Origin of the sequence: Glycomyces xiaoerkulensis, from assembly GCF_002798405.1 — a bacterium.
GTDB classification, from domain to species: Bacteria; Actinomycetota; Actinomycetes; order Mycobacteriales; family Micromonosporaceae; genus Glycomyces; species Glycomyces xiaoerkulensis.
On the sequence record NZ_PGGV01000032.1, the window covers coordinates 124,448 to 149,436 of the forward strand.

28 protein-coding genes and 2 pseudogenes are annotated in these 24,989 nt (G+C 67.0%); 22 read left to right on the plus strand and 8 right to left on the minus strand.

What is annotated here, in order from left to right; translation table 11 throughout:
* Nucleotides 1–51: 51 nt before the first annotated feature.
* The gene (cds1, locus tag CUT39_RS13425) at nt 52–1,122 is read right to left on the minus strand and encodes an L-cysteine desulfhydrase Cds1 (protein ID WP_100447408.1); all 1,071 of its coding nucleotides are present in this window, start codon (nt 1,120–1,122) and stop codon (nt 52–54) included.
* Nucleotides 1,109–1,582, minus strand: a complete 474-nt coding sequence (locus CUT39_RS13430) for an Lrp/AsnC family transcriptional regulator (RefSeq protein ID WP_100447410.1) — start codon at nt 1,580–1,582, stop codon at nt 1,109–1,111. Before CUT39_RS13430 ends, cds1 begins: the two co-directional genes overlap by 14 nt.
* Nucleotides 1,583–1,809: 227 nt before the next feature.
* On the opposite strand from CUT39_RS13430, the gene CUT39_RS13435 reads away from it, so the two are divergent.
* Both CUT39_RS13435 and CUT39_RS13440 read left to right on the plus strand, forming a co-directional pair.
* Nucleotides 1,810–2,022: a BldC family transcriptional regulator gene (locus tag CUT39_RS13435; RefSeq protein WP_100447412.1), complete on the plus strand. Its 213-nt coding sequence runs from the start codon at nt 1,810–1,812 to the stop codon at nt 2,020–2,022.
* A gap of 692 nt (nt 2,023–2,714) precedes the next feature.
* Nucleotides 2,715–4,517, plus strand: a complete 1,803-nt coding sequence (locus CUT39_RS13440; protein ID WP_100447414.1) for a glycoside hydrolase family 6 protein — start codon at nt 2,715–2,717, stop codon at nt 4,515–4,517.
* 127 nt (nt 4,518–4,644) lie between these two features.
* On the opposite strand, the gene CUT39_RS13445 is transcribed toward CUT39_RS13440, so the two are convergent.
* Entirely contained in the window at nt 4,645–5,289 is a 645-nt protein-coding gene (locus CUT39_RS13445) for a TetR/AcrR family transcriptional regulator (protein WP_100447416.1), read from the minus strand.
* Nucleotides 5,290–5,304: 15 nt separating this feature from the next.
* Nucleotides 5,305–6,891 carry an MFS transporter gene (locus tag CUT39_RS13450; protein ID WP_100447417.1) on the minus strand — a complete coding sequence of 529 codons (1,587 nt, stop codon included), beginning with the start codon at nt 6,889–6,891 and terminating at the stop codon, nt 5,305–5,307.
* Between the two features lie 218 nt (nt 6,892–7,109).
* Here CUT39_RS13450 and CUT39_RS13455 point away from each other — a divergent pair, with 218 nt between their 5' ends.
* The 3 genes and pseudogenes from CUT39_RS13455 to CUT39_RS21255 all read left to right on the plus strand — a co-directional run.
* Nucleotides 7,110–8,570, plus strand: a complete 1,461-nt coding sequence (locus CUT39_RS13455) for a menaquinone biosynthesis decarboxylase (protein ID WP_100447418.1) — start codon at nt 7,110–7,112, stop codon at nt 8,568–8,570.
* Entirely contained in the window at nt 8,563–9,447 is an 885-nt protein-coding gene (gene mqnP / locus CUT39_RS13460) for a menaquinone biosynthesis prenyltransferase MqnP (protein WP_100447420.1), read from the plus strand. Before CUT39_RS13455 ends, mqnP begins: the two co-directional genes overlap by 8 nt.
* Nucleotides 9,448–9,470: 23 nt before the next feature.
* Nucleotides 9,471–9,926: pseudogene (locus CUT39_RS21255) on the plus strand (AAA family ATPase); the annotation flags it as partial.
* Nucleotides 9,927–10,117: 191 nt separating this feature from the next.
* Here CUT39_RS21255 and tnpA read toward each other — a convergent pair.
* Nucleotides 10,118–10,464 (minus strand): annotated as a pseudogene (gene tnpA / locus CUT39_RS13470) (IS200/IS605 family transposase); the annotation flags it as partial.
* A gap of 87 nt (nt 10,465–10,551) precedes the next feature.
* On the opposite strand from tnpA, the gene CUT39_RS21845 reads away from it, so the two are divergent.
* Nucleotides 10,552–10,632, plus strand: a complete 81-nt coding sequence (locus CUT39_RS21845; protein ID WP_408611147.1) for a helix-turn-helix domain-containing protein — start codon at nt 10,552–10,554, stop codon at nt 10,630–10,632.
* A 550-nt stretch (nt 10,633–11,182) separates the two neighbouring features.
* Here CUT39_RS21845 and CUT39_RS13485 read toward each other — a convergent pair.
* A complete protein-coding gene (locus CUT39_RS13485) occupies nt 11,183–11,416 on the minus strand; it encodes a DUF397 domain-containing protein (protein WP_100447425.1) in 234 nt (77 codons plus the stop codon).
* A complete protein-coding gene (locus tag CUT39_RS13490) occupies nt 11,403–12,278 on the minus strand; it encodes a helix-turn-helix domain-containing protein (protein ID WP_157930684.1) in 876 nt (291 codons plus the stop codon). Before CUT39_RS13490 ends, CUT39_RS13485 begins: the two co-directional genes overlap by 14 nt.
* Before the next feature lie 753 nt (nt 12,279–13,031).
* Between CUT39_RS13490 and CUT39_RS13495 the strand changes: the two genes are divergently transcribed.
* The 15 genes from CUT39_RS13495 (at nt 13,032) to CUT39_RS13570 (ending at nt 22,444) form a co-directional block, all read left to right on the plus strand.
* Nucleotides 13,032–13,295, plus strand: a complete 264-nt coding sequence (locus CUT39_RS13495) for a hypothetical protein (RefSeq protein ID WP_198587118.1) — start codon at nt 13,032–13,034, stop codon at nt 13,293–13,295.
* Nucleotides 13,292–13,849, plus strand: coding sequence for a hypothetical protein (locus tag CUT39_RS13500; protein ID WP_100447431.1), 558 nt, complete (start codon nt 13,292–13,294; stop codon nt 13,847–13,849). The genes CUT39_RS13495 and CUT39_RS13500 overlap by 4 nt, the downstream gene beginning before the upstream one ends.
* On the plus strand, nt 13,843–14,121 hold the full coding sequence (locus CUT39_RS13505; protein WP_100447433.1) for a hypothetical protein: 279 nt from the start codon (nt 13,843–13,845) through the stop codon (nt 14,119–14,121). The genes CUT39_RS13500 and CUT39_RS13505 overlap by 7 nt, the downstream gene beginning before the upstream one ends.
* A gap of 112 nt (nt 14,122–14,233) precedes the next feature.
* Nucleotides 14,234–14,596, plus strand: a complete 363-nt coding sequence (locus CUT39_RS13510) for a hypothetical protein (protein ID WP_100447435.1) — start codon at nt 14,234–14,236, stop codon at nt 14,594–14,596.
* Nucleotides 14,593–14,778 carry a hypothetical protein gene (locus CUT39_RS13515; protein ID WP_100447436.1) on the plus strand — a complete coding sequence of 62 codons (186 nt, stop codon included), beginning with the start codon at nt 14,593–14,595 and terminating at the stop codon, nt 14,776–14,778. Before CUT39_RS13510 ends, CUT39_RS13515 begins: the two co-directional genes overlap by 4 nt.
* Nucleotides 14,775–15,110, plus strand: a complete 336-nt coding sequence (locus CUT39_RS13520) for a hypothetical protein (RefSeq protein WP_100447437.1) — start codon at nt 14,775–14,777, stop codon at nt 15,108–15,110. The genes CUT39_RS13515 and CUT39_RS13520 overlap by 4 nt, the downstream gene beginning before the upstream one ends.
* Before the next feature lie 5 nt (nt 15,111–15,115).
* A complete protein-coding gene (locus CUT39_RS13525) occupies nt 15,116–15,748 on the plus strand; it encodes a hypothetical protein (protein WP_100447439.1) in 633 nt (210 codons plus the stop codon).
* 14 nt (nt 15,749–15,762) lie between these two features.
* A complete protein-coding gene (locus tag CUT39_RS13530; protein ID WP_100447441.1) occupies nt 15,763–16,332 on the plus strand; it encodes a hypothetical protein in 570 nt (189 codons plus the stop codon).
* 389 nt (nt 16,333–16,721) lie between these two features.
* Nucleotides 16,722–17,666 (plus strand): MvdC/MvdD family ATP grasp protein, encoded by a 945-nt coding sequence (locus CUT39_RS20395; RefSeq protein WP_157930685.1) that lies wholly within the window; start codon nt 16,722–16,724, stop codon nt 17,664–17,666.
* Entirely contained in the window at nt 17,663–18,766 is a 1,104-nt protein-coding gene (locus tag CUT39_RS13545) for a methyltransferase domain-containing protein (protein ID WP_157930686.1), read from the plus strand. Before CUT39_RS20395 ends, CUT39_RS13545 begins: the two co-directional genes overlap by 4 nt.
* Nucleotides 18,767–18,791: 25 nt before the next feature.
* Nucleotides 18,792–19,097, plus strand: a complete 306-nt coding sequence (locus tag CUT39_RS13550; RefSeq protein WP_100447446.1) for a hypothetical protein — start codon at nt 18,792–18,794, stop codon at nt 19,095–19,097.
* Nucleotides 19,098–19,949: 852 nt separating this feature from the next.
* Nucleotides 19,950–20,555 carry a hypothetical protein gene (locus tag CUT39_RS13555; RefSeq protein ID WP_100447448.1) on the plus strand — a complete coding sequence of 202 codons (606 nt, stop codon included), beginning with the start codon at nt 19,950–19,952 and terminating at the stop codon, nt 20,553–20,555.
* A 454-nt stretch (nt 20,556–21,009) separates the two neighbouring features.
* On the plus strand, nt 21,010–21,348 hold the full coding sequence (locus tag CUT39_RS13560) for an ArsR/SmtB family transcription factor (protein WP_100447450.1): 339 nt from the start codon (nt 21,010–21,012) through the stop codon (nt 21,346–21,348).
* Entirely contained in the window at nt 21,345–21,821 is a 477-nt protein-coding gene (locus CUT39_RS13565; protein ID WP_100447452.1) for an SRPBCC domain-containing protein, read from the plus strand. Before CUT39_RS13560 ends, CUT39_RS13565 begins: the two co-directional genes overlap by 4 nt.
* The gene (locus tag CUT39_RS13570; RefSeq protein WP_100447454.1) at nt 21,818–22,444 is read left to right on the plus strand and encodes a dihydrofolate reductase family protein; all 627 of its coding nucleotides are present in this window, start codon (nt 21,818–21,820) and stop codon (nt 22,442–22,444) included. The genes CUT39_RS13565 and CUT39_RS13570 overlap by 4 nt, the downstream gene beginning before the upstream one ends.
* Before the next feature lie 137 nt (nt 22,445–22,581).
* Here CUT39_RS13570 and CUT39_RS13575 read toward each other — a convergent pair whose 3' ends face one another.
* On the minus strand, nt 22,582–24,093 hold the full coding sequence (locus CUT39_RS13575; RefSeq protein WP_157930687.1) for a recombinase family protein: 1,512 nt from the start codon (nt 24,091–24,093) through the stop codon (nt 22,582–22,584).
* A 21-nt stretch (nt 24,094–24,114) separates the two neighbouring features.
* Between CUT39_RS13575 and CUT39_RS13580 the strand changes: the two genes are divergently transcribed.
* A partial coding sequence (locus CUT39_RS13580) for an RNA-guided endonuclease InsQ/TnpB family protein (protein WP_408611148.1) occupies nt 24,115–24,989 on the plus strand: 875 nt, incomplete at its 3' end.

Below are 24,989 nucleotides of genomic sequence, written 5' to 3' on the forward strand. Positions count from 1 at the left end.
GATTTCAACATGAATCGATTCATGACCGCGGCCGCCCGGCCTCGGCTCGGCTCAGTCCGGCAGCAGCGCCGCCAGCCGCGCCTCGGCCGGCCGCAGATCGATCCCCTGCTCGGCGAGCCATCCGTCGTCGAAGTAGCTCGAGCCGTACCGGCCGCCGGAGTCGCACAGCAGGGTCACCACGCTGCCGCGGCGGCCCGCCTCGCGCATCTCGGCGATGATCGCGAGCGCGGCGACCAGGTTGGTCCCGGTGGAGCCGCCCAGGCGGCGGCCGAGGCGCTCGGAGGCCCACCGCAGGCACGCGACGGACTCGGCGTCCTCTACTTTGATCATCCGATCGACCAGGTCGGGCACGAAGGACGCCTCGACGCGCGGGCGCCCGATCCCCTCGATGCGCGAGCCGCGGTCGGCCTCGGCGGCGGGGTCGGAGTCCCGCCAGCCGGCGAAGAACGCCGAATGCTCGGGGTCGACCACGCAAAGCCGGGTGTCGTGGCAGCGGTAGCGCACGTACCGGCCGATGGTGGCCGAGGTCCCGCCGGTGCCGGCGCCGACGACGATCCAGGCCGGCACCGGGTGCCGCTCCAGGCTCATCTGCTGGTAGACCGATTCGGCGATGTTGTTGTTCCCGCGCCAGTCGGTGGCCCGCTCGGCGTAGGTGAACTGGTCCATGAAGTGGCCGCCGGTCTGCTCGGCCAGCCGCCGGGCCTCGTCGACGGCGGCGGCCGGGTCGTCGACGAGGTGGGCCTTGCCGCCGTAGAACTCGATCTGGTCGATCTTGGCGCGGCTGGTCGTGGCGGGCATGACGGCGATGAACGGCAGGCCGAGCATGCGCGCGAAGTAGGCCTCGCTGACTGCGGTCGAGCCGCTGGAGGCCTCGATGACGGTGGTGCCCTGCTCGATCCAGCCGTTGCAGACGGCGTAGAGGAACAGCGAGCGGGCCAGGCGGTGCTTGAGGGAGCCGGTCGGGTGGACCGACTCGTCCTTGAGGTACAGGTCGACGCCCCAGTCCTCGGGCAGTGGGAAGGGCAGCAGGTGGGTGTCGGCCGAGCGGTTCGAGTCGGCGGCGACGGCGGTGATGGCCCAGTGCGTCCAGCCGCGGTCGGCGGACCGGTCAATCGACTCCATAGTCCAGCTCGGTCGGCGGGACGGGCTGGGGCCGGTCCTCCCACTTGGTCGACAGGGTGATGGTGGTGCGGGTCTGGGCGACTCCGGGGATGGCCGAGACCTGGTGGATGAGCTTCTCGAGGTCGGCCATCTTGGGGACGCGGACCTTGAGCTGGTAGCACTCGACGCCGGCCAGGAAGTAGCACGACTCGATCTGGGGAATGGCGCGGAGCTTATCGCAGATCTCGAGATGGTCGGCGCTGTTGTCGGGGATGATGCCGATAAGGGCCGTTATGCCCAGGCCTACGGTCTCTGGATCGACCACCGCCTGGTAGCCGGTGATGACGCCGTTCTTCTCGAGCTTGGACACGCGGTCCTGTACCGAGGGCGCGGTGAGACCGACTCGGCGCGCCAGTTCGGCATAGGAGGTCCGCCCGTCGGTGCGCAGGAGGTTCACGATGGTCTGGTCGATCTCGTCCACCCGTCGAGGATAACCAAAGATTCGGCGCGTGCAGCCCGCCCGGGTGATGCCCCGGTACACCCAGAGTGGAGAAAACGGCTTCGAGCGCAGTCGTCATACGCCTGGTACTTTCAGGCAAAACCTACCAACCGAAAGTATGTCCAAGAACTCATGGCAGGTTTGACTGAATAGTGATGTAATGGGTTTAACCGCACTAAGTGAGTATTCATCACGGGGAGGATGGAATCATGGAGACCGAGGACCGCCTACTCACGCCTGGCGAAGTAGCCTCGCTGTTCCGCGTCGACCCCAAGACAGTGACGCGCTGGGCCGCGGCCGGCCGGATCGGAAGCATCCGGACTCCGGGCGGTCACCGGCGATTCCGCGAGTCCGAGGTCCGCGCGCTGCTCGAAGGCGACGCCGGGGCCCAGGCCGCGTTCGAATCCGGTGCGAGCCACTAGCGGCGGCCGCCGGCAGGCGGCGCGGCACTCACCAGGCTAGCGGGGCCACAGCTCCGCCGCCCGCGAAGACTTCGGCGCCTCGGGCGCCCGACACCGACAACGCCGGTCCCACCCGGCCCTCCCGGGCCCGCGCGAGCGGGCGACCGGGACGAGGCGCGCGGTGACCGGCGTCTTCTCTTGCCCGTGAAGGGAATTGCGACCTCGACTGGACGTCTTACCAGCCGGTCATATATTGTTGTTCATCGATGTGGAACCTGGGAGCGCTACCGCCTTCGCCTGCCCCGCGCAGGACCGCTTTCCCGTTCGAATCGCCCGGTAATCGGGACGCGGCGAGCGGTAGCGGCCTTCGGACCGGGATGCGGACGCCTTCGGCAACGCGGGGTGAGATGCCGTGCACGAGACGGAAGCCGCTGCGGCCGGAAAACTTTCCGGGCGATCGTTCGGCGAGACCCGTTGCGCGGGAGCGGATTCATGGAGTCAGGCGATTTCCTGAAGAAACCTTCCTGAAATATTGGCCCGAAAACCTTGACAGGCCATCTACACATCGGAGATTATCAATACATCGCTTGGGAGCGCTTCCCTCGCGACGACGCCCCTCAACCCGATTTCGCACGAGCCAAACACAACGACGGAACCCCCGACCAGAGCCGCCCAGCGGCCGGGGCCCAGAGTAGAACGAAGGATATTCAATTATGCAAGTAACTCGAAGGCGCAGGAGGCTCGCCGTCACCGGCATGGCCGTCGCCGCGCTCGGTGCCAGCGCCCTGACGATCGCCTCGGCGAACCAGGCACTCGCCGAGGAAGGCTGCGAAGTCGACTACGACGTCGTCAACAGCTGGGGTGGCGGATTCCAGGCGAACGTCTCCATCACCGCGGGCGACCCGATCGACGGTTGGGAGATCCAGTGGGACTTCCCGTCCGGTGCTTCGGTCAGCAGCGCCTGGAACGTGAACTGGAGCCAGAGCGGATCGACCTTCACCGGCTCGGACATGGGCTGGAACGGTTCGATCGCCTCCGGTCAGACCTCCCAGGTGTTCGGCTTCATCGGTAGCGGCAGCACCGACACGCCGAGCCAGTTCAGCATCAACGGCGTGGTCTGCGACGGTCAGGTCGACGACCCGACCGACGACCCGACCTCGGACGACCCGACCGACGACCCCACGGACGATCCGACCGACGACCCGACCACCGACCCGCCGGACCCGGGCGACAAGGTCGACAACCCGTACGACGGGGCCCAGGTCTACGTCAACCCGCAGTGGGCCGACCAGGCCGCGTCCGAGCCGGGCGGCGACGCCATCGCCAACGAGCCGACCGGTGTGTGGATGGACTCCACCCCCACCATTCACGGTGAGGGCGACCCGGGCTCGACCGGCGGCTGGGGCCTCCAGCAGCACCTCGACGAGGCCGTCGACCAGGGCGCCGACCTGATCCAGGTCGTCATCTACAACCTGCCCGGTCGCGACTGCGCCGCGCTGGCCTCCAACGGCCAGTACGCCCCCGACCAGATCGACGAGTACAAGAACGACTACATCGACGAGATCGTCGCGATCATGGACGACCCCGCTTACGCGGACCTCCGGATCGTCAACGTGATCGAGATCGACTCGCTGCCGAACCTGGTCACCAACGTGTCGCCGCGCGACACCTCGACCAGCACCTGCGACACGATGCTCGACAACGGGCACTACCAGGAAGGCATCGCCTACGCGGTGTCGGAGCTGGGCGCCCTGTCGAACACGTACAACTACATCGACGCCGGCCACCACGGCTGGATCGGCTGGGAGGACTCGAACGAGGAGTACGACAACTTCAACGCCTCGGCCGAGATGATCGCCTCGATCATGGGCATGGAGGGTGCTACGGCCGATGACGTGCACGGCTTCATCACCAACACCGCCAACTACTCGGCGCTCGACGAGCCCTACTGGGACGTCGACGACGTCGTCGGCGGCCAGGCGCTGAACCAGAACCCGGACCTGCCCTGGGTCGACTGGAACGACTTCAACAACGAGACCGACTTCGCCCTGGCGTTCCGGGACGAGCTGATCGCGAACGGCTACAACTCCGACGTGGGCATGCTGATCGACACCAGCCGCAACGGCTGGGGCGGCGACTACCGGCCCACCGGTACCTCCTCCTCGGACGACCCGGTGACCTACGTCGACGAGTCGCGGATCGACCAGCGGATCCAGAAGGGCAACTGGTGCAACCAGGCCGGAGCCGGCCTCGGTGAGCGTCCGCAGGCCAGCCCCGAGGCGAACATCGACGCCTACGTCTGGATCAAGCCTCCGGGCGAGTCGGACGGCGCCTCTGAGGAGATCGACAACGATCAGGGCAAGGGCTTCGACGAGATGTGCGACCCGGACTACGGCGGCAACGAGCGCAACGGGAACAACCCCTCGGGTGCCCGGGACAACATGCCGCTGTCGGGCCACTGGTCGTCCGAGCAGTTCCAGGAGCTGCTGGACAACGCCTACCCGCCGCTCAACTAGATAACCGGTAGCGGCTCGGCGCCAGTGAGTGGGCGCCGGGCCGCACCCATCGACCGGATTCTCGGTTCCTTCCGAAAATCGGGGCCCCGCGGGACGGCGGGGCCCCGCTCTTTTGCGTCCGGGAGGTTCAGCGGGGGCCGGTCCCGCCCTCGGTGTGGAGCCCGCGGAGCAGGTGGTCGATGACGTTCGCGGCCAGGTCCGGGCTCTTGAGCTCGGGGTGGTGCTCGTAGACCTGGATCGACAGCATGGGCGCCACCAGCATGACCACGGCGAGGTCGAGGTCGATGTCGGGCCGCAGTTCGCCGCGTTCGATGCCGAGTTCGAAGACGCGGCGGGTGGCCGCGCGGCGGCGCTGGTGGAGCTCGTCGTGGAACCTGCGGAGGTCGGGGTTGGTGCGCAGTTCGAGGGCCACGCAGTTGAGGATGGCCTGCTCGCGCGGGGTGAAGTCCTTGCGGATGCGCCCGGCGAGGGTGAGCAGGTCGTCGCGGACTGAGGTGTGCGGCAGGTCGATGTCGATCGGGGCCTTGAGGCTGTCGACGGCGGTGGCGATGAGTTCTTCCTTGCCGGACCAGCGGCGGTAGATGGTGGCCTTGGAGACCCCCGAGCGTTCGGCGACCGCCCCGATCGAGACCGCGCCGGTCGTGCCCTCCTCGGCCAGGAGGTCGAGGGTGGCGTCGATGATCGCTTGGCTGGCGGCGGAGCTGCGCGGCCGGCCCTTGCCGGCCGGGCGCGGGCACCGCTCGCCGTCGTCGAGCTGCTCGGGGGATCCCATCACGGCCCTATTCTCTCAGGTCTCGCTCATGGCCGGTTCGGCCTCGGGCTCGGGCCGCGCCGCCGCCGGGGCCGCGTCGCGCTTGCGAGGGAAGAACGAGGCGATGATGACCAGGCCGACGGTCGCGACGCCGATCGCGGCGTACGCGGTGGTGTGCATGGCCGTGAGGAACGACTCGTTGGCGGCCTGGGAGATCGCCGGGACCGTCTGCGGGTCGAGCCGCCCGGATTCGATCGCGCCGTAGGTGGCGGCGATGTCGGCCTGGGCGGCCTCGGGCAGCCCCGGTGCGGCGACGGCGATCTCGGCCCGGTAGGCCTGGGCCATGACGGTGCCGAGGACCGCGACGCCGAAGGAGCCGCCGACCTGGCGCAGGGTGTTGCCCAGGGCCGATCCGACTCCGGCCTGCTCCTTGGGCACCGAGGACATGAGCGTGTTCATCGCCGGCGGCATCAGGTTGGCCATGCCCATGCCCTGGACGAAGAACAGTCCGGCCAGGACCCACAGCGGGGTGTCGGCGTCGAGGAAGGTCACGGTGGTGAAGGCTGTGATGACCAGGAGCATCGCGGCCACGCCGGTGGCGCGCGGCCCGAAGCGCTGGACCATGCCGTTGGAGGCGGGCGAGAACAGCAGCATCGCGACGCCCATCGGCAGGAACAGCAGGCCGGCCTGGAGCGGGCTGTATCCGCGGACGATCTGGATGTAGAAGGTCATGAAGAAGAACAGGCCCAGCATGCCGAAGAAGGTCAGCGCGATGATCGCCGAGGAGGCCGAGAAGCGGGTGTTCTTGAACAGCCTCATGTCGAGCGAGGCGTGCGGGATGCGCCGCTCCCACAGGACGAAGCCGGTCATGACCAGCACGCCGAAGGCGATGGTGCCCCAGACTTCGACGCCGGCCCACGAGCCGGTGTCGCCGGCCTCGATGACGCCGTAGGTGAGGCTGACCAGGCCGACGACCGACAGGCCCATGCCGACCATGTCGGGCCGCTCCTGGCGGCCCTTCGACTCGGGGGCGAGGACGGTGACCGCGATCAGGCCGAAGGCGACGATCGGGACGTTGATGAGGAAGATGGAGCCCCACCAGAAGGTCTCCAGCAGGCCGCCGCCGACGATCGGGCCGATGGCGCCGCCGATGCCGACCGCGCCGGTCCAGATGCCGAGGGCCTTGGGGAAGTCCTTGGAGGAGAAGACGGCCCGCAGCAGCGACAGGGTGGAGGGCATCATGGCGGCGGCGCCGGCGCCCATGAGGGCGCGGAACCAGATCAACTGGGCGGGGCTGTCGGCGTAGGCCGACAGCAGCGAGGCCAGGCCGAACACGGCCAGGCCGCCCAGGAGCATGCGCTTTCGGCCGACGCGGTCGCCGATGACGCCGAAGGCGAACAGCAGGCCGGCGAAGACGAGGGTGTAGGAGTTGATCATCCAGGCCAGTTCGCTCTGGGAGGCCCCGAGGCCCTGGTTGGGGTCGGCCAGGACCTTGATCGCGACGTTGAGGACGGTGTTGTCCAGGACGACGACGATGAGGCTGAGCACCAGCACCCCGAGGATCAGCCAGCGCCGCGGGTGGCCGGTGTCCTCCGATGCGGGTTCGGAACGGGTTTCGGTCACGGGGTTTCCTAACTGCAAGTGGTCGTGTTCCTTGCTGCCGCGCGGGGCGCGGTGGTGTTTCGCATCAGCCTAAGCCATTTCGAAACGAAACGGTACCGTATCGTAATATAGCTCACATGAAAATCTATCGCCGAAGACCGACAGGTCACGGCGCCGGCCCGCCACTCGACCGACTTTCCCGGTTCCAGGGCGCGACCGAAGGTGATTGAATGGGGCCCGTGGCCGCGAAATTCCCGTATGACGACCTCCAAACGTTCCTCCGAGCACTCGAAGCCGACGGCGAGCTCAAACGCGTGTCCGCCGAAGTCGACCCGAATCTGGAGATCTCCGAGATCGCCCAGCGGGTGATCCGCGACGACGGCCCGGCGCTGCTGTTCGACAACCCCGCCGGCGCCGACATGCCGCTGGCGATCAACCTGTTCGGCTCCCTGCCGCGCATGTGCAAGGCCCTCGGTGTGGACGACCTCGACGAGATCAGCCGGCGCATAGGCGAACTGGCCAAGCCAGAGCTGCCGGTCGGCTGGTCCGGCATCCGCGACGGCCTCGGCAAGCTGATGCAGCTCAAGTCCGTGCCGCCCAAGAAGACCCGCAAGGCCCCGTGCCAGGAGGTGGTGCTCAAGGGCGAGGACGTCGACCTGAACCGGCTCCCCGGACTTCAAGTATGGCCCGGCGACGGGGGCGTGTTCCACAACTTCGGGCTGACGCACACCAAACATCCCGAGACCGGCAAGCGGAACGTCGGCCTCTACCGGCTCCAGCAGCACGACGAGCGCACCCTCGGCCTGCACTGGCAGATCCACAAGAACTCCACCGGCCACTACGCCGAGGCCGAGCGCCGCGGCGAACGGCTGCCGATCGCGATCGCGATCGGCCCCGACCCGATCATGGCCTACTGCGCGACCGCGCCGATGCCCCCCGACATCGACGAATACCTCTTCGCGGGCTTCCTGCGCGGCGAACGGGTGGAGATGGCCGACTGCCTGACCGTCCCGCTCCAGGTCCCGGCGACCTCCCAGATCGTCCTCGAAGGGTGGGCCGAACCGGCCGAGCGCCTCCCCGAGGGCCCGTTCGGCGACCACACCGGCTTCTACACCCCGGTCGAGCCGTTCCCGGTCATGCGCGTGGAGACGATGACGATGCGCCGGGACCCGATCTACCACACCATCATCACCTCGGCCCCGCCCCAGGAGGACCGCGGCCTCGGCAAGGCCACCGAGCGGATCTTCCTGCCGCTGATCAAGATCATGATCCCCGAGATCGTCGACTACGACATGCCCGAGGCCGGCGGCTTCCACAACTGCGTGATCGTCTCGATCGACAAGAGGTTCCCCAAGCACGCGCAGAAGGTGATGAGCGCGATCTGGGGACTGCAGTTGATGAGCCTGACCAAGCTCATCGTCGTCGTCGACGCCGACTGCGACGTCCACGACTACCGCGAGGTGGCGTGGCGGGCGCTGGGCAACGTCGACTACTCCCGCGACCTGCAACTCACCGAGGGCCCGGTCGACCACCTCGACCACGCCTCCTACCACCAGTTCTGGGGCGGCAAGGCCGGCATCGACGCGACCGCGAAGCTGCCCGAGGAGGGCTACACGCGCGGCTGGCCGGAGCCGACGCGGATGAGCTCGGCGGTGAAGGCCACGGTCGACCGACGCTGGAGAGAGTACGGAATTGACTGACACGGCCGCCCGCCCCAACCCGGTGCGGGACTTCCTCAAACTCGTCGCGTTCGAGCACTCGGTGTTCGCCCTGCCGTTCGCCTACCTGTCGACGCTGACGGTGATGGCGCTGGAGGACGCCTTCTCCTGGGCGACCCTGGCCCTGGTGACGGTCGCGATGGTCGCCGCCCGGACCCTGGCGATGGCGGCCAACCGCATCATCGACCGCAAGATCGACGCCCGGAACCCCCGGACGGCCGGCCGGGAGCTGGTGACCGGCGCGGTCGCGCTCCGCACCGCCTACACCGGCTGCGCGGTGAGCCTGGCGGTGTTCGTGGCCGCCGCTGCCCTGCTCAACCCGCTGTGCCTGCTGCTGAGCCCGCTCGCGGTGCTGCCCCTGATCGTCTACCCGTACGCCAAGCGCTTCACGAACTACCCGCACGCGGTCCTCGGCCTGGCCCAGATGGTCGCCCCGGTGGGCGCCTGGCTGGCGGTCACCGGCACCTTCGACGGCTCCGGCCCGGCGATGGTGCTGGGCCTGGCGGTGGGTCTCTGGATCGGCGGGTTCGACCTGATCTACGCCTGCCAGGACGTCGAGGTCGACCGCCGCGTCGGCGTCCGGTCCACCCCGGCCCGGTGGGGTGTGCGGGCCGCCCTCCACGCCTCCACCGCGACGCACGCGGCCGCGTGGCTGCTGTTCGCCTGGTTCGGACTGCTGGCCGACTTCGGCCCGCTCTACTGGACCGGCCTGGCCCTGGTGGGGGCCGCCCTGGTGTGGGAGCACCGGATCGTCAGGCCGGACGACATGTCCCGGGTGGGCCGGGCCTTCTTCACCGCGAACGGCTTCATCGCCATCGCGATGTTCGGGTTCGCGCTGGTCGATCTGGTGATCCGCTGAGTGCGACCACTCCAGACCACGAGATGACGATCCCCGACCGGACCTACGAACTGCAGTTGCTGCGAGAGCGAGTCGAGTCGGATCGGGCCGACTTCCTGGTCGTCTACGGGCGTCGGCGGGTCGGGAAGACCGAACTGCTCCACCGCCTCGCCGCCGACGTCCGGTCCCTCGTGTTCGAAGGCACCGAGACGACCGAGACCGACCAGTTGGCCGCGTTCGCGGCGGACCTGGCGCTGGCGTCCGGTTCGGACCCCGAGCAGGCTCCGCCGCTGGCCTCCTGGCGAGCCGCGCTCGACCGGCTCACCGAGTTCGTCGGGGACCGGCGGACGCTGGTCGTGCTCGACGAGTTTCAGTTCCTGGCCCGGCAGTCGCAGGGGCTCGAGAGCCTGATCAACGTGTGGTGGCGCAAGTCCGGTCGGCATCTGCCCATCACGTTCATCGTCTCCGGCAGCGAGGTCTCGTTCCTCGAGGACGAGGTGCTCGCGGGGACGATGTACGGCCGCCGAACCGGACAACTCAAGCTGGAGCCCTTCACCGTCGCCGACGCGGCGCTTTCCACCCCGGCTACGACTTCGAGGACCGCGTCAGGGCGTACTTGGTCTGCGGCGGCATCCCCTATTACCGTGCTTTGGTGTGAAAGCCCTGTCCTTCAGGGCGGGGATGAAACGCCCTACCGCTGTGCGGGGCGTTGCCGCTGCTCGAGGTACTGGCCGATGATCGATAGGGGCGCGCCGCCGCGGGAGGCGGCGAAGTACGACGGGGACCAGAAGTGCCCGTGCATGATCGCCCGGTTGACCCGGCCGGTGAACTCATACCGGAGTCGGCGCGCCGAGACGCCCTTGAGCGAGCCCGCCAGCCTGGAGACCGACACCTTCGGTGGGTAGCCGACCAGCAGGTGCACGTGGTCGCGCTCTCGCCGTTGAACTCCCCCAGCCCGGCCTCGAAGCCCTCGCAGACCTTGCGCATGAGATGCTCGCTGTCGTCGGTTATGGCCTCATCGAACAGGCCGCGCCGGTGTCCGGGGTGTCGGTATCGCCGGGATCACAGGCCTGCGGTGGCCGTGCCTGCCGCCTTCGGCCGCTGGCCGGTGGCAGGGTGTGGCTGATGCAGTTGCGCTACAACTATCGGGCCTACCCGGACGGGGGCCAGCGGTCGGCGCTGGCCCGTGCGTTCGGGTGCCCGTAAGTAACAATTTCACTAACTTGTTTTCGCAGGTAGATGGCATTATAGCATCCACGGCGGCGCCGGTCCGCACCTTATCTAGGCGGGTTTGTGCGGCGTCTGGGCCTCATGGTCTGGTACGCCAGGCTGTTGCGCATACCAGCTCTGAAGTAGGGCCCTGGAACGCAAGGCGCCCCTGTTGGGGACGCGCTCAGCGTTCACAGCCGGGCTCGAGCGCTCGGGGCTCCGCCCCCCAGGTGCCGAGATCAAACTCGCCGTCCAGGACACCCTCCTTGAACGCATTCCATTCCTCGGGGGTGTAGATCATCAGTTGTCCATCCGGGGTCTCAGCCAGCCGGAGGGCGACCAGCCCGGTCTCGGCGTAGCCGACCTCCCACGCCGCCGGGGTGCCGTCCTCCGAGACCAGGCGGACCCATCTGGCGGTACTCGTATCGAAGTCCCCTTTGAGGGGGTGAGTACGCTTCGACGTGGTTTCTATCCTTACATGGCTTTCGTCAAAAAGACAAAGCGCGCCCCCCTATGGAAGGGAGCGCGCCTCGAAGTTACGGGGCGGCTAGGCGATCTCGCCGGTCTTGATCCCGCTGAGCAGGTCATCAAAGGCATTGGCGGACAGAGAGATTCGCGGCGACTCGTTCCCAAGCTTGGAGTCTCGAACCTCGAAACCCGCACCGGTGAAGCGGGCTTCGACGCAGTTGCCGCCGTTGCCATTGTTCCCGCTGCGGCTGCTCCTGCGCCATCCCTCGCCAGCCTGGAGCCCTGGCGTGCCCTCGGTGTTACGGCTGGTCATCGATCGTCACGTCCTTCAACTTAGCCTTAAGGAGATCGGCGCTCTGGGATTCATCCAGAGCTTCATCGTGCCAGAGGGATTGAAACCCCTCTGAAACCCAGTCTATGTCAGGTGATTCTGCGTAGACCGTTCCGGCTGGGCTGTCCGTCGCTACCACAGTCGGCCAATCATTCCGCATCTCGAACAGGGTGAATCCGGTCTCGACGCTCATGCCGATGTGTTTCCATACCTTGCGCGGAAGCACCCTCAGCTCGATCTGCGGAAGCTCGGCAGTCGAAATCAGGTGATTGATCTGGTCTGCCATCACGACACCGCCGCCGACCTGGTGGTCGAGGACGGTTTCCAGCAGCAGAACCTTCACGAGCGGGCCAGCGGGGCCCTGGATCAGTTCACCACGGACTTGCCGCGTGTCCAGCCAGCGTCGGGCCTGGTCCGGGTCTTCGTCGTGCGCCCAAACGTCGAACAGTGTTCGGGCGTAGTCGGGAGTTTGGAACAGGCCATGCACCACTGCGGTGCTCACGATCAGTATCCGCTGTGCGTTCTCCTCCAGCCAGATCAGGTTGGCCAGGCCACTGTCAACCCCGTGACCGTCCGCCCATCCTCGCTGGGTGACCTCCTGAGCCAGCTTGAAGAGGCTTGCTCGCTTCTTCAGGTCGTTGAGGCGGTAGAGGTCCAGGAGGCCTGGTAGCTCGTCGATCGAGATCGGGAACTCTCCACGCTCGAACCGAGACACCACGGCGCGCTGCTTCCCAAGGAACTCGGCAACCGCCTGAACTTCGACACCTGCCGCCTTCCGAAGCTCTTGCAGCTCCTTGCCGAGCCATCGAGCTCTGATGGTGGGCTGCTTGCCGACGTCCTCCACGATCGCCCCTTCCGATAAGTGACCAGGTCATCCGCACTGGTCGGCGCGACGAGACTCGCGAAAGTCTACAGCACTTGGCACGTGCTGTGAAATCCCGAGCTGTATCATCAGGATGACACGTTGCATTGATGGATCTGATGTGACATGATCACGTCGTGTCGTTCGGCACAGCGCGATTTGCCGACGACATATGACATAGCTCGTGTCGGCCCGCCCACGCTCCATCGAGTTCGCCGAGATCGAGCTTCAACAACTTCACAGGCCATTGACCAGCCGCCGCGGATAGACGGCGGCCCGCCGGGAGATCAAAGTTTGGCGACTGGATCTCGGCGGGCCGCGCTACCTCGGCGCAGCATGAAAGGCATCTTCTCTCATGCGACACCTGGCACGTTCATCTTACGTGCCTGCCCTCGGGCAGGCCAAGACTATTCTCGCGCTCCACCGGGCCCGACGCACGGGCCTGTTTCGTCGCTGGCGCTGCGACTGGTGCGGCGAACGATGCAGTCGTCAGGGCTGCTCTCAGCGTCGTGCCGCGCTCGCCGCATACGACGACCACGTAGGCGATGCTGAACGATCCTGGGACCTCGCCACCGGCCATCTGTTCACGCCCGCTGAGGTGCTGCATTTCATGCCCACCCAGGAACTCCCGGCTCTGCCATCTGCGGTGTACCAGGCTCAAACGGCGGAGCTGGCTCCCCAATGGGGTCGGTCGTACCCGATCGACTCCGAAACGGTGATCGCATGAGCCGCCGCGTGATCACCATCGATATGACCGAAGTCTCCGGAAGCCTCCTGTCGGCAGTCACGGTGAAGCAGACCGGCCCCGGAGAGCTCTACTGCATCGGCATCGCCGAGGACCGGCAGGTAGATCTCGGCCCGACGCTGGTCGGCCGTGACGGATCAATCTCGTCGCTATTCGACGCTCAGGAGGCGGGCCGATGGCTCGATCGTTCGAGCCTGACGGATCTGTTCGCCAAGCTGCGGGTATTCGTGAGCCCGGTGGAGGGACGGTCATGACCATCTCGGTGGCACCGATGTGCCCGTCCACGTCGTTGACGGTCGATGCGGGCACCGAGCGGGGGCTGCACCTGGCTTTGACCGCCTACCTCGGGGGCGGTGAGGTCAGCATCAGCACGGTCGGTACGCGCCGCAGCCTGGTCGGCATGGTCACCGGCATCGGCGGCGACCAGCACCGCGCCCCTCGCATAGCGTTTGAGGAGCCGCTCGCCGCCCGATTCGCCGGCCATGACAAGACGCTGACGCGGGCCGCCGAGACGTTCTACCTCGGTGTCGCGGCCGAGTCGGCCAGGCAGAGGGTGGTAGGAGAGGCCGATCTCCCCGGCGGTCGCCGGTACCGTCTCTATGCCGATGACCGAGTCAGGGCGGTGAGTATCTGTCGGGTCGCCCCGACGATGGAGACCCGCAAACGCTTCCTCGCCTCCGGGCTGGACACCCGGCGACCGCAGTTCTTCTTCCCCGCCAACTGGACGCGGGAGGACGAGCGCCTGACCAGGGCGGCCGTCCGGCGATCGCGGCGCGCGGCCCTCACGCTGGAGGGGACCGGATGCTGAACGAGGACGGCTTCATCGAAGACTTCTACATGGAAGCCATCGGGACGGTCTTCTCCGTCTTCGAGCTGCCCGCGGAGGTACCCGGTGAGCGGGGCTGGTTCCGCGTCACCGCCTACGAGGGCCGCATCCAGCAGCAGTACGACAAGGTGTGCGACTTCCACCTGAACGATCCCGACGCCCACTGGGCGACCGACCTGCCCGTTCACTGGAAACCAGACACGATCCTCGATCGAGCGCGCCGGATCGTAGCGAAACCGACGCCCAAAGCCTGATTCCCCGGACGCCGCAATCCTGGCAGGCGTCCAGGTCGGGGCCCGGTCGTTCGGGGTACCGGGCCCCGACTCCCCACCCATGCACTTCCAGAACGAAGGAGCCTCATCCCTCATGAACCACCCATCCCGTCCCTACCGGATCGGAACGATCATCCGGAACCACCACCAGATCGCCATCCAGGTCTCCTGGGACATGTTCGGACACAAACGCTTCGACCTCGAAACCCAGGACAACCTGCCGATCGGAGCGGTCACGGTCTACAAATCCGGCCGCGCCGCACCCGCGTGGGACGACCATGCCGAGGCCATCGGCGTGGTCACCGGCAAGGCGCTGGCGCGCGGGATCGTGCGAACCACGCAGGCACTGTCGGCCGCGATCGACGGCACGGTGCCACTCGATCCCGGTCATGGTGTTCGACTCGACCCGTACCGCCAGATCAAGGTCGAGCTGGCCGAGGCGAGGGTGGCTGCATGAACCCCACTGGATTCCTGGTCGACACGGTCATGGCGGGCGGACTCACCTGCACCGCGACCTATCTGATCTCTCTGTCCGTCGACCGGCTCGATCGCTACCCGGTACTGGGGGTCGTCTTCGGGATGCTCGGGCTGCTGGTCTTGACCCTGGCGGTCGGAGTGGCGACGGTGAGGCCGACGTGAGTGCCAAACTCTTCCGCGCTCTGATCACTGCCGCCGGACTCCTGGTCCTCGCCTGGGTGATCCGACTCGAAATCGAAGGCGGCGACCTTACAGCACCGTCGATTCCCCTGCCCGACTTGACCGGTTTCATCGGCCTGGCGATCGGGATCGTCGTGGTCTATTACATCTTTCTGCTGTTCAGCCCAGCGGCCATGAAACGTCACAAGGAGCGGGCCGCCGAACGCAATCCGAAACTCTGGATCAGCGCCGTCCTGGTCGCCACGGTCGGCGGTTACGCCCTCGAGCACGGACTGGCGGCATTGATCAGCATGTTCATCTCTGGAGGCCAATGATGCGAATGCCAACGTACCGTCCTGCCAACGAATCCACCATCATCGGCCGATTCTCCTCGCCCGAGGGGATGCCACTGGTCCTCGACCAGCCCGACGGGCCCGGCCGGGCGCTGCTGTCGGTCGCGAAGGTCGCCGGTGGATGCTCCAAGGGCCCGGTCCTGGATACGGCCGCCGACATCGTCTACGACGAGCGCACCGGCCGCGTCCGCGACCACAAGCCGATCAACCCCTCGGGGTTCTGGACCGAGCATCAGATCACCGCTTGGGTCCGCGAGGCCGAGGCGGATCTGATCCGACACCTGGGCGTCCATGATTCGCCGCCGTGCCTGGCCGATGTCGAACAGTGGTGGCGGGAGTTGATCGACGGGACGCTCACCCGGCAGCAGGTGCACGAGCTGGTGGCGCGGTGGGTGGAGTTCGCCAGCGGCGAGATCGATGGCCCGCAGGCCCGATCGGGTCTGGCCCATCTGCATTCCTTCGCGATGCGCTACGCCAACCAGGACAAAGGCATCACCACGTACGGCGGGACCGGCCCCCTGGTGCATTCGGATACCGAGGTCGCCGAAACCTACAAGCAATGGCACGCCCTGCACGCCCCTCCCACCACCTCCACGAGCCCGAACACGTCGACCAACTGATTGGAGCCCCCGCCATGCCCGAGACGATGACCATCACCAGGTTGGAGCGCTACCGGGAGGCGCTGCTCGACGTGATCGAACTCCGCCGGCCGCTCGAAGAGGCGAGCGAGGGATTGAGGCACTTGGGTTGGGTTCATGCCGAGCAACCGGTGGTGACCCTGACCCGCGACCACTTCATGACCGTCATCGACCAGGCCGCCGCCGGAATGATGACCGCGTATCAGGTTCACGACTGGGTGAGTGCGTTCTGGTGTCGGCCCGGCGTGGAGCCCGAGCCGTTCTACACTCGCTCGATCGACTTCTTTCGACTCAAACTCGTGGGCACTCGTCCTGACCAGCTCGAATACAACCAACACACGGCCCAAGCGATCCGGGACATCCTGGACCGCAACGACCCCGCGTGGAACCCCGAGGACGCGTGGAACGACGAGACCCTCCCACGCTCTACCGTCCTCGGCCAATTCAAGGTCTTGCTGCCTCTGCTGCCCGCCTTGTTCCGCAATGCGCCGACATGGCTCCAGTGCACGGCCGGGTTCGTCCTCGGGCTCGGTATGGGTCTTGCCGCAGGACTCGCCGTTTCCTAACCCCCTGCCCCTGAGCTGGGCTGCCATCGTACTCGCCCGCTGACCCACGAGTGATGTCCCTGCGTCGGCGACCAACGCTGTCGGCTTGCCGACACCGATCCCCGAGACAACCTGATGTGATCGGTCAAGAACAGAATGGAGTAGCACATCATGATTCCTACCCGCGAACTCTTCCCGCTGAGCGAGAACGGCAGTGTAGTCGTTGCGGTCGAGCATGAGCCAGGTCCGGTACGGCCATTCGCGGCCCGACTCGCCGCCCCGGTGGTCCCGCAGGCTGGGAAGCACGATCGGCAGCCTACGAGGAGCAACTACCAGACCCGCTCAAACACGTCGATGGACGGCAAGCAGCAGGCCGATTTCCACACCGACACTCAGAACGACTAGCGGCGATGATCCTGATCCTCAGCAGCCCCGACGACGCGTCCGCGCGGCTAGTCGCCGAACGGCTCGACGAGTTCGGCCAGGCCCCGACGATCCTTGACCCCGGTGCCTTCCCGCTCCATGCCGGCCTGTCGGCCACCATCACCGGCCGAGAAGGTTGGCGCACGGAGTTCGGGGGGATCGATCTTGGTCAGGTGGCTTCGGTCTACTACCGGCGCCCGAGCGTCTTCGAGATGCCCGAGGGCCTGTCGAGCGCGGATCGGGATTTCGCGATCGGCGAGGCCCGCCGAGCCCTCGGCGGGCTTCTCGCCGCCCTGCCCGCACAGCGATGGGTCAATCGGCCCGAGCACAACGCGGTAGCCGAGTACAAGCCCCGGCAGCTCCACCTGGCGGCGTCGGTCGGCCTGCGCGTCCCGGCCACCTACATCGGGAACGACCCTGCTCAGGCGACAGAGTTCGCCCAGCTCCACGGCCCGCACCTCATCGCGAAGACGTTCCAGCCGACCCTGTTCTCCGAGCACGGCGTCCCCCGAACGACATGGACCACCCGCATCACAGTCAACCAGTTCGCGGACGAAGGGTTCACCGTCACCGCCAACCTCGTTCAGCAATGGATCAAGAAAGCCTACGAAGTTCGGGTCACGGTCGTCGGTGACGAGGCGTTCGCGGTCAGGATCGACGCGCACTCCGAGGCCGCCCGCATCGACTTCCGCTCCGACTACGACGCGCTCACCTACAAACGGATCGACCCGCCCAAGGCGGTACTCCGGCGACTGCGGGCATTCATGGCCCGCATGGGCCTGCTGTTCGCCACCTTCGACTTCGCCGTCACCCCAGAAGCCGAGTGGGTGTTCTTCGAATGCAACCCCAACGGACAATGGCAATGGCTCGAACTCGAGACCGGCGCGCCGATCTCCGCTGCCATCACCCGACTCCTAATCTCGGAGGCATGATGACCGACTCCGACTGGCGCCCCCTCGCCGGCAAACTCACCGAAACAATCGCCCAGGAGGTCAGACTCGACCCAGAATGGCGGCGAGCATTCGAACAGACCCCCAGGCACCTCTTCGTGCCAGGCGTGCCCATCGCGGAGGCATACGAGGACGAGTCGATCGTCATCCAGACGGTCAACAAAGGCGACTTCGACTGGCCCACCAGTTCCTCGACCAAGCCGAGTCTCATGGCCTACATGCTGATGCTCCTCGACCTTGACGACGAGCAGACAGTCCTTGAGGTCGGTACCGGCAGCGGCTACAACGCCGCGCTGCTGTGCCACCGACTCGACACCGCGTCGGTCACTTCCTTCGAGCTGGACTCATGCCGAGTGGCCTCCATCGATCTAGACCAGCAACTGATCGAAACCGCCGAGGCCCGATTGCTCATGGTCGGCCGCCGCCCCGACCTGGCAGCCGGAGACGGCCGCGAGATCGCGTTCCCCGATAAGACCTTCGACAGAATCATTGCCACCGCCGGGGCCCGACGCATCCCGCAAGCATGGGGCCAGCAACTCAACACCGACGGCATCCTCGTCACCGACTTCGGCGGCGACGCCTTCCCCCGCATCGTCAAGCTCGCTAAGCAGCCCAACGGAACCCTCCAAGGCCAAATCAAGTCGCGGCCAGGCTGGTTCATGCCGCTTCGCCCCTCCGTCAGCCACCCGCGCGAGGACCCCGACCACGACCCCCAACCACTTCACGACCTCAACCCGTACGAGACCACGAGGTCACCCGTGCCTCCCGGCCTCACCGAGGACGCCGAGGGACTCGCGTTCGCTATCAACTTCTTTCTTGAGCCGGAGATGCTGACCGACCAATTCCCGGACGGGTCGACAGGTACCTTCATTTCCTTCCGCGACGGGTCCTGGATCGAGACCACCAACGACATGACCAAGTACGGCGGTTCCTCACCGCAGATCGAGGAACTGGAGCAACTCACCGCAGTTTGGCAAGAACTCGGCGAGCCTGAACCCGAAGACCTCCGACTCACTGTCGCCCCTGACGGGTCGCACACCTTGACCGTGTACGGATTCGACCGCACTTGGGAACTTCGGTAACCCGACGACTCATGTCCTGCGGATCGTGGCCCGCTCGTCCCCGATGGCGCTCGCCCAGGTCGAGCGGGTCCGCACCCTCCTATCCGAGACCGCGACCCCGGCCCGGCGGCACGCCGCCGGACTCCCGACGGCGCTACCGGACGAAGTAGCGCTCGTCCCGGTGCTGGCCGAATGCACCGGGCTTGAGCTGAACGAGGCGATCCACACTTGCCTCGACCGTCTAGCCCGAGACGGCTCGGTCCTGGTTCCCGGCGCATCGGCCGCGGGCGTGCTCGCACGCTCGGACGCCGACCCCAGATTCATCATCGAGTCCGCCGTCGCAGACCCGTGAGCGCCCCTCGCGGAGGAGGGGTATGGCCGCGAGAGGCCCCACACCGGCCCGACGGCGTGGACCGCGCCACGCGCCAGCATGACACCAGGTCACGCCGCTAGCCGAGGTGCAAGCAGCGGTCCGGGGCATCCCTCCAGCGGGCGCGGCGGCCGACGGTTCAGGGCCGGTGGGGGTTCCGCACAAACCTGCACTGACCCGCACTGTGCGGATCGGCTACCGGCACAGGACCGGTGGCGGCGCATGTAGCGAGGGCGTTGAAGGGATTCGCGACAAGCCCAACGCGTGGGGGAACTGATCGTGCTAGCCAGCAGAGGCCCTGCATTCGGCCCATGCTCGCGTGAGGGTTCGGAACCGGTCGCCGCCAAATTCCATAAGGGATTGTCGTGCGGGTGCCGTTCACGCCAACACCTCGCAGGGCACCTGCCCCCGCATCTCGCGAGTGGTGCGGGTGCGGGGTGAGACGCGGGGAGACGGGACCCGCATCAGTGCAGGTCACAGGCGTGGATCTGGAGGGGCGGCCGAATGATCCGACAATATTCTCTTCACGAAAGGGCTCAGAGGGAAAGCGGTCGATCCTCGCGCCGCCTCCGGTTCGGGACGGCGCGCCAGGCGCCCCCAACGAGCCGGAGCTGGCACCTAGCTGGGCTCCCATACCCTTCGTGCTTGCTCACGCTGCGGGCCTCGGCCAGTGGAGCGTGCGGGTGGCTTCTGCGCGATGCCTGGTGTCCGGTGTGTTCGACCGGTATCATCGAGTGCATCTGAGACCGGCCCGGGGGCGGCACAGCGCCACACCATTTGAGATCACCAACTTCTTCACCACCACACGCCCAAGTACCGGGCGAGAGCGAGCCGGTGCCGTGCTGGCCGCGAACCATCCGAGTCCGCGACCGATGGTCCATCATCGAGCAGATCGCGGGCACCGCCGTCGCCGTGGTCGTCGAACCGACCGATGACCGGACGCAGCCACAGCCCGGCTTCGACCATGCCGTCGGGCCCGCCGGACAGCCGGTGACGGTCCGAGCGGCCAGTCGGACCCGCTGGCTCGTCCCCGAACCCGAGGCTGCGGCCGGGGCCGGGCGGGACAATTTCGGGTTCGCCGCCTGGGTGGAGGCGAATGCCGCTCGGCTGGCGGCGCTCGGCCCAGGCGCTCACCGCGGGATCTGGTTCGGGGCCGGGATCGGCCACGGCTACGGGCTCGCCGAGCGCCGCTTCGCGCTTCTTGACATCGCCCGCTGGCATTCGGCCAGACTCCCGCCCGGACTGCCCGAGGCGGTGGCCCGTGTACCGGTGCTGGCTGAATGCACCGGACGGGACCTGAGCGAGGCCGTCGGTGCCGGTCTCGCTCGTCTGGCCGACTGCGGTTCGGTCCTGGTCCCCGGCGCGGCAGCGGCGGGCGTGCAGGCGCGCTCGGCCGCCGATCCACGGTTCATCATCGAGGCCGCCCTCACCGGCCGGTGAACGAGAGACACGAGTGGGCCGGACGGGACCAGCCGTTGAGGTGACACACCGGCCCCCACACGGGCCCCCGCACCGGCCCTCGCATCGGCCCCACACCTGCCCCACAGCCCGCCCGGACCGACTACCCGGTGTATAAGCAGGTCAACAGGGATGCCATCTGGTCGGTGACAGTCCGAGATATGCATATCCAGCGGGCACGGTGCCGAGGCGACAGGTCAGAGTCGGTACGGCCTACTTGACCCATCTCCCCGGCTGAAGCATGTCTCTGGGCGCGTCCGAATCTTGTCCGACTGTCTCGGCGATTGCGGTTGGTTCGCTTCCTGATCGACCGTCGTGAACCCGGCCGATCACGGTCTCGGCAGTCTCATGCTCGGCCTGCTCCTTCCCTTCCGTTCGGAGATGGCCCAATACTTTGCTCTTGCGCTAAGTGTTTCGGTGAGCAATACTTAGCCTCATGGCACAGTATTCGGTGGAGCTCGACGGCGTATTCGTCGCCCTTGCCGACCCGACCCGGCGTGATGTCATTCGACGTCTCGGTCGCGGCCCGAAAAGCGTGGGTGACCTCGCCCGCGAGTTCCCGATGACCCTTCCATCGTTCATGAAACACGTGCGGACGCTTGAAGCGAGTGGCCTGATCCGCACCGCCAAGTCCGGCCGAGTGCGCACTTGCGAACTCAGGCGCGACCGCCTCGCCGTCATCGACGACTGGCTCGCCGAGCAGCACCGGATCTGGGAAGAACGTACCGACCGGCTCGAACGCCTCGTCACCGAACTGAAGGAGCAACAACCATGAATCCCGATCTCGATCTCACCCTGGAGCGGATCATCCACGCGCCCCGCGCGGTGGTTTGGAACGCGTGGACCGATCCGGCCCGCTTTGAGCAGTGGTGGCTTCCTGCGCCGACGATGTGCCGCGTCGACCACTTGGAGGTCCGGCCCGGCGGCGCGCTGGTGACGCGGATGAGCGATGACGGGGTGGCGTTCGCGCCGCACATGGACGCGAGCTTCCTCGTCGTCGACAAGATCGAGCGAATCGTGTTCACGAACGCGATCGACAGCGCCTGGCGTCCGGTGAATCCGATGCCGGTCTCGATGACCGCCGAGATCACGCTGAGCGATCATCCGGACGGCACGAACTACCGGGTCATCGTCAGGCACGGCGATTCGGCCTCCCGCGACCGACATGAAGAACTCGGCTTCTTCGAAGGCTGGGGCTCGGTCGCCGGGCAGCTCGCTGCGGTTGCGGAGAGGCGGGCCGCACGATGAAGATCGCCCTCACGCAGTTCATCACCCTCGACGGGGTCAGCCAAGGTCCCGGCTCACCGACCGAGGACATCAGCGACGGCTTCACCAGAGGCGGTTGGCTCGTGCCGTTTTTGGGCGAACTCGTCGTCCGGCGTACCTCTGAGTGGCTGGATCTCGCCGACGGTCTGCTGTTCGGGCGGCGAACTTACGAGGCATTCGCTCGGGACTGGCCGCAGATCACCGACCCGGACGATCCTTTCACCGAGCGGATGAACTCACTGCCGAAGTACGTGGTGACCAGCACCCTTACCGAGGGCGGCTGGCACCCGACGACTGTGCTCCCCGGCGACCCGATCCAGACCGTTGGGGCACTCAAGGCGCGGCAAGGACGGGAACTCCAGATCCATGGAAGTGCGCGACTCGGCAACGCCCTGCTGGCGGCGGGCCTCGTCGACACCCTCCGGCTCGTCCTCGCCCCAACGGTGGCCGGTTCCGGACGACGACTGCTCGACCATCCGAGCAGCCCCATCGGCCTCCGACTCGTCCACCACGAGGTGACAGCGAATGGAGTGCTGCTGCTTCAGTATGAGAACGCCGGTACCGCCCCGGTGGCGGCTTATGAGGGTGTTGCGGACTTCGTCTAGTGCGATGGGACCGCATGAGCAATCTCCAGCCCTGGAAGACCAGACGCAGACGCCAGATCCCGACTGCCAACGGCGTCAAGTCGGCTCCCTCTCTCAGTTCCAAAACAAGACGCCCAGGTGAGATCACCTGGGCGTCTCTATTGGTGGTGGTTCCAGGTGGCGTAGACGCGGCAGGCGCGGATGGTGAACTCGGTGTCGCGGTCGGGGTCGAACCAAGCCGGGGTGTCGACGGTTTCTCGGCAGACCACGACCTTCAGCTCGGCGGCGGCCAACAGGTCGCGGCGCCCTTCGAGGTCGGCCGCCTCCCACGCTTGGCCGTAGGAGACTCCGGTGGGGACGTGTTCCCAGCGGGCGACCTCAGTCGGCTGGGCTTCGAGGTCGCGGCGTTTGTCGATGAGGACTTTCATGCGGGTGCGGTATTCGTCGTCCTCGCCCTCCCAGAGTCCTGCGGCGCGGTCGTCCCGCATGTCGGCGATGGTTCGATTGAGGCGTTCGAGTCGGGCGGCGGTGCCGGTGGCGGGGACGAACTTGCGCTCATAGACCTCCTGGTCGCCGACTTCGTCGAGGAAGCGTTCGGCCAGGGCGGTCTCGGTGGCCTCGAAGCTGACCGAGCCGGGCGCTGAGCATTCGACTTGGCGGCCTTTGCAGCCGTAGCGGGCATACCACTTGCCCTTGACCTGGTTCTCGTGCTTGTACATAGGGTTGCCGCAGCCGCCGCAGCGGATGAAGTCCTTGAGGAGGTACACCCGTGTCTTGGGTTTGGTGGCGCGGGGGACGCCGGTGCCGTCGTTGCGGTTGTTGATGCCCTGGCGCAGCGCTTGGAAGTCGGCCTCCGAGATCAGCGGCTCGCCGAACTGGATCGGCTCGCCGGCCTCGTCGGTCACGACTCGGCCGTCATGGACCGCCTGGCCGACCAGGACACGGCTGCCTAGGTAGGAGCCGACGCGGGCAGGCGACCAGCGTTTCCCGGTAGTGCCGGTGACGCCCTCGTTGTTGAGCCATTCGGCGATGCGGATGAACGACCAGCCCGCAAGCCGGTGGGCGACCATCTTGCGCGCCCATTCGGCGGTAGTCGGGTTGATCGCGAGTCCTGCGGCGCGGCCCTGGTCGTCGTTCACCGTCCGGTAGCCGAAGGGGATCGGGCCGCCCGGCCAACGCCCGGAAGCGCGCATCTTGGCGCGGGTGGAAGTGACGCGTTCGGAGATGGCGTCGAGTTCCATCTCGGCGAAGATCGCCGCCACGTAGGCGATGAGTTTGCCAGAAGGCTCGACGGTGTTGAGCTGGCCGTCGGCGGTCGCGGCGAGCTTCTCGTGCTCGTCGCACCAGGCCAGGAGCTTAGAGAAATGGACGATCGAGCGGGCCCACCGGTCGATCTTGGCCGCGCACAGTCCGTCGAACTCCGCCGTCTGCTCAGCCAGCCAGGGCCCGAGTTCGTCCCGCTCCCACGGGTCGGTCGAGCCGGACACGTCCAGGTCTTCGGCCCACCCGACGATCATGTGGCCGTGCTGGGCGGCCCAGCGTTCGATCGCTTCACGCTGGCGCTCCGGGGAGGTGGTCACGTCGGTGACGCGGGAGAGCCGGACTACGCCGACGATCCGCAATCCGATGCGGTTTCTGAGATTCTTGGAGGTAGCGCGTCGTTTCGCCATGATGTCGTCTCCGAACAATCGATTCCACGCCTGGCGGTGTCCCTACCAGGCAATATACCATTTCGTGAAACCGATACTTTCGAATGCGCCCGCGTAGTGTGGAACGACTGCCTGCGCGCCCGCAAGGCCGCGCACGCGGCCGGGGAGGCGTACGTGCCGGCCTCGGTGCTGTCGAGGACCTACCTCACCGCCGCCAAGCAGACGCCGGAGCGGGCCTGGCTGGCCGAAGTCAGCGCGGTGGTACTTCAGCAGTCCCTGCGGGACCTGGAGGCCGCCTACCAGGCCTTCTTCGGCTCGGTCAATGGCAAACGCAAGGGCCCCAGGGTCGGGCCGCCGCGGTACAAGTCCCGCAAGGACGCCCGCCAGTCGATCCGGCTCAACACCAACGCCTTCGCCATCCGCGACAACAGCCGCGTGTACCTGGCCAAGATCGGCGAGGTGAAAGTCGCCTGGTCCCGCGAGCTCCCGGCCGCGCCCTCCAGCGTGACCGTGATCAAGGACGCGGCCGGGCGGTACTTCCTGTCGTTCGTGGTCCAGACCGGCCCCGAGCCGCCGCCCGATACCGACCAGCAGGCCGGTGAACCGATCGGTATCGACCTGGGCCTGACCGCGTTCGCGGTCACCAGCTCGGGCAAGCGGATCGACAACCCGCGGTTCCTGCGCCGCGCCGAACGCCGACTCAAACGCCTCCAGCGGGCGCTCTCCCGCAAGCAGCAAGGCTCGAAGAATCGGGCCAAGGCCCGCGCGGCGCTGGCCCGGCAGCACGCCAAGGTCGCCGATACCCGGCGCGACTGGCACCACCAGGTCTCGACGCAGCTCATCCGCGACAGCCAAGCGGTGTACGTCGAAGACCTCGCGGTGCGCGGTCTGGCCCGGACCCGGCTGGCCAAGAGCGT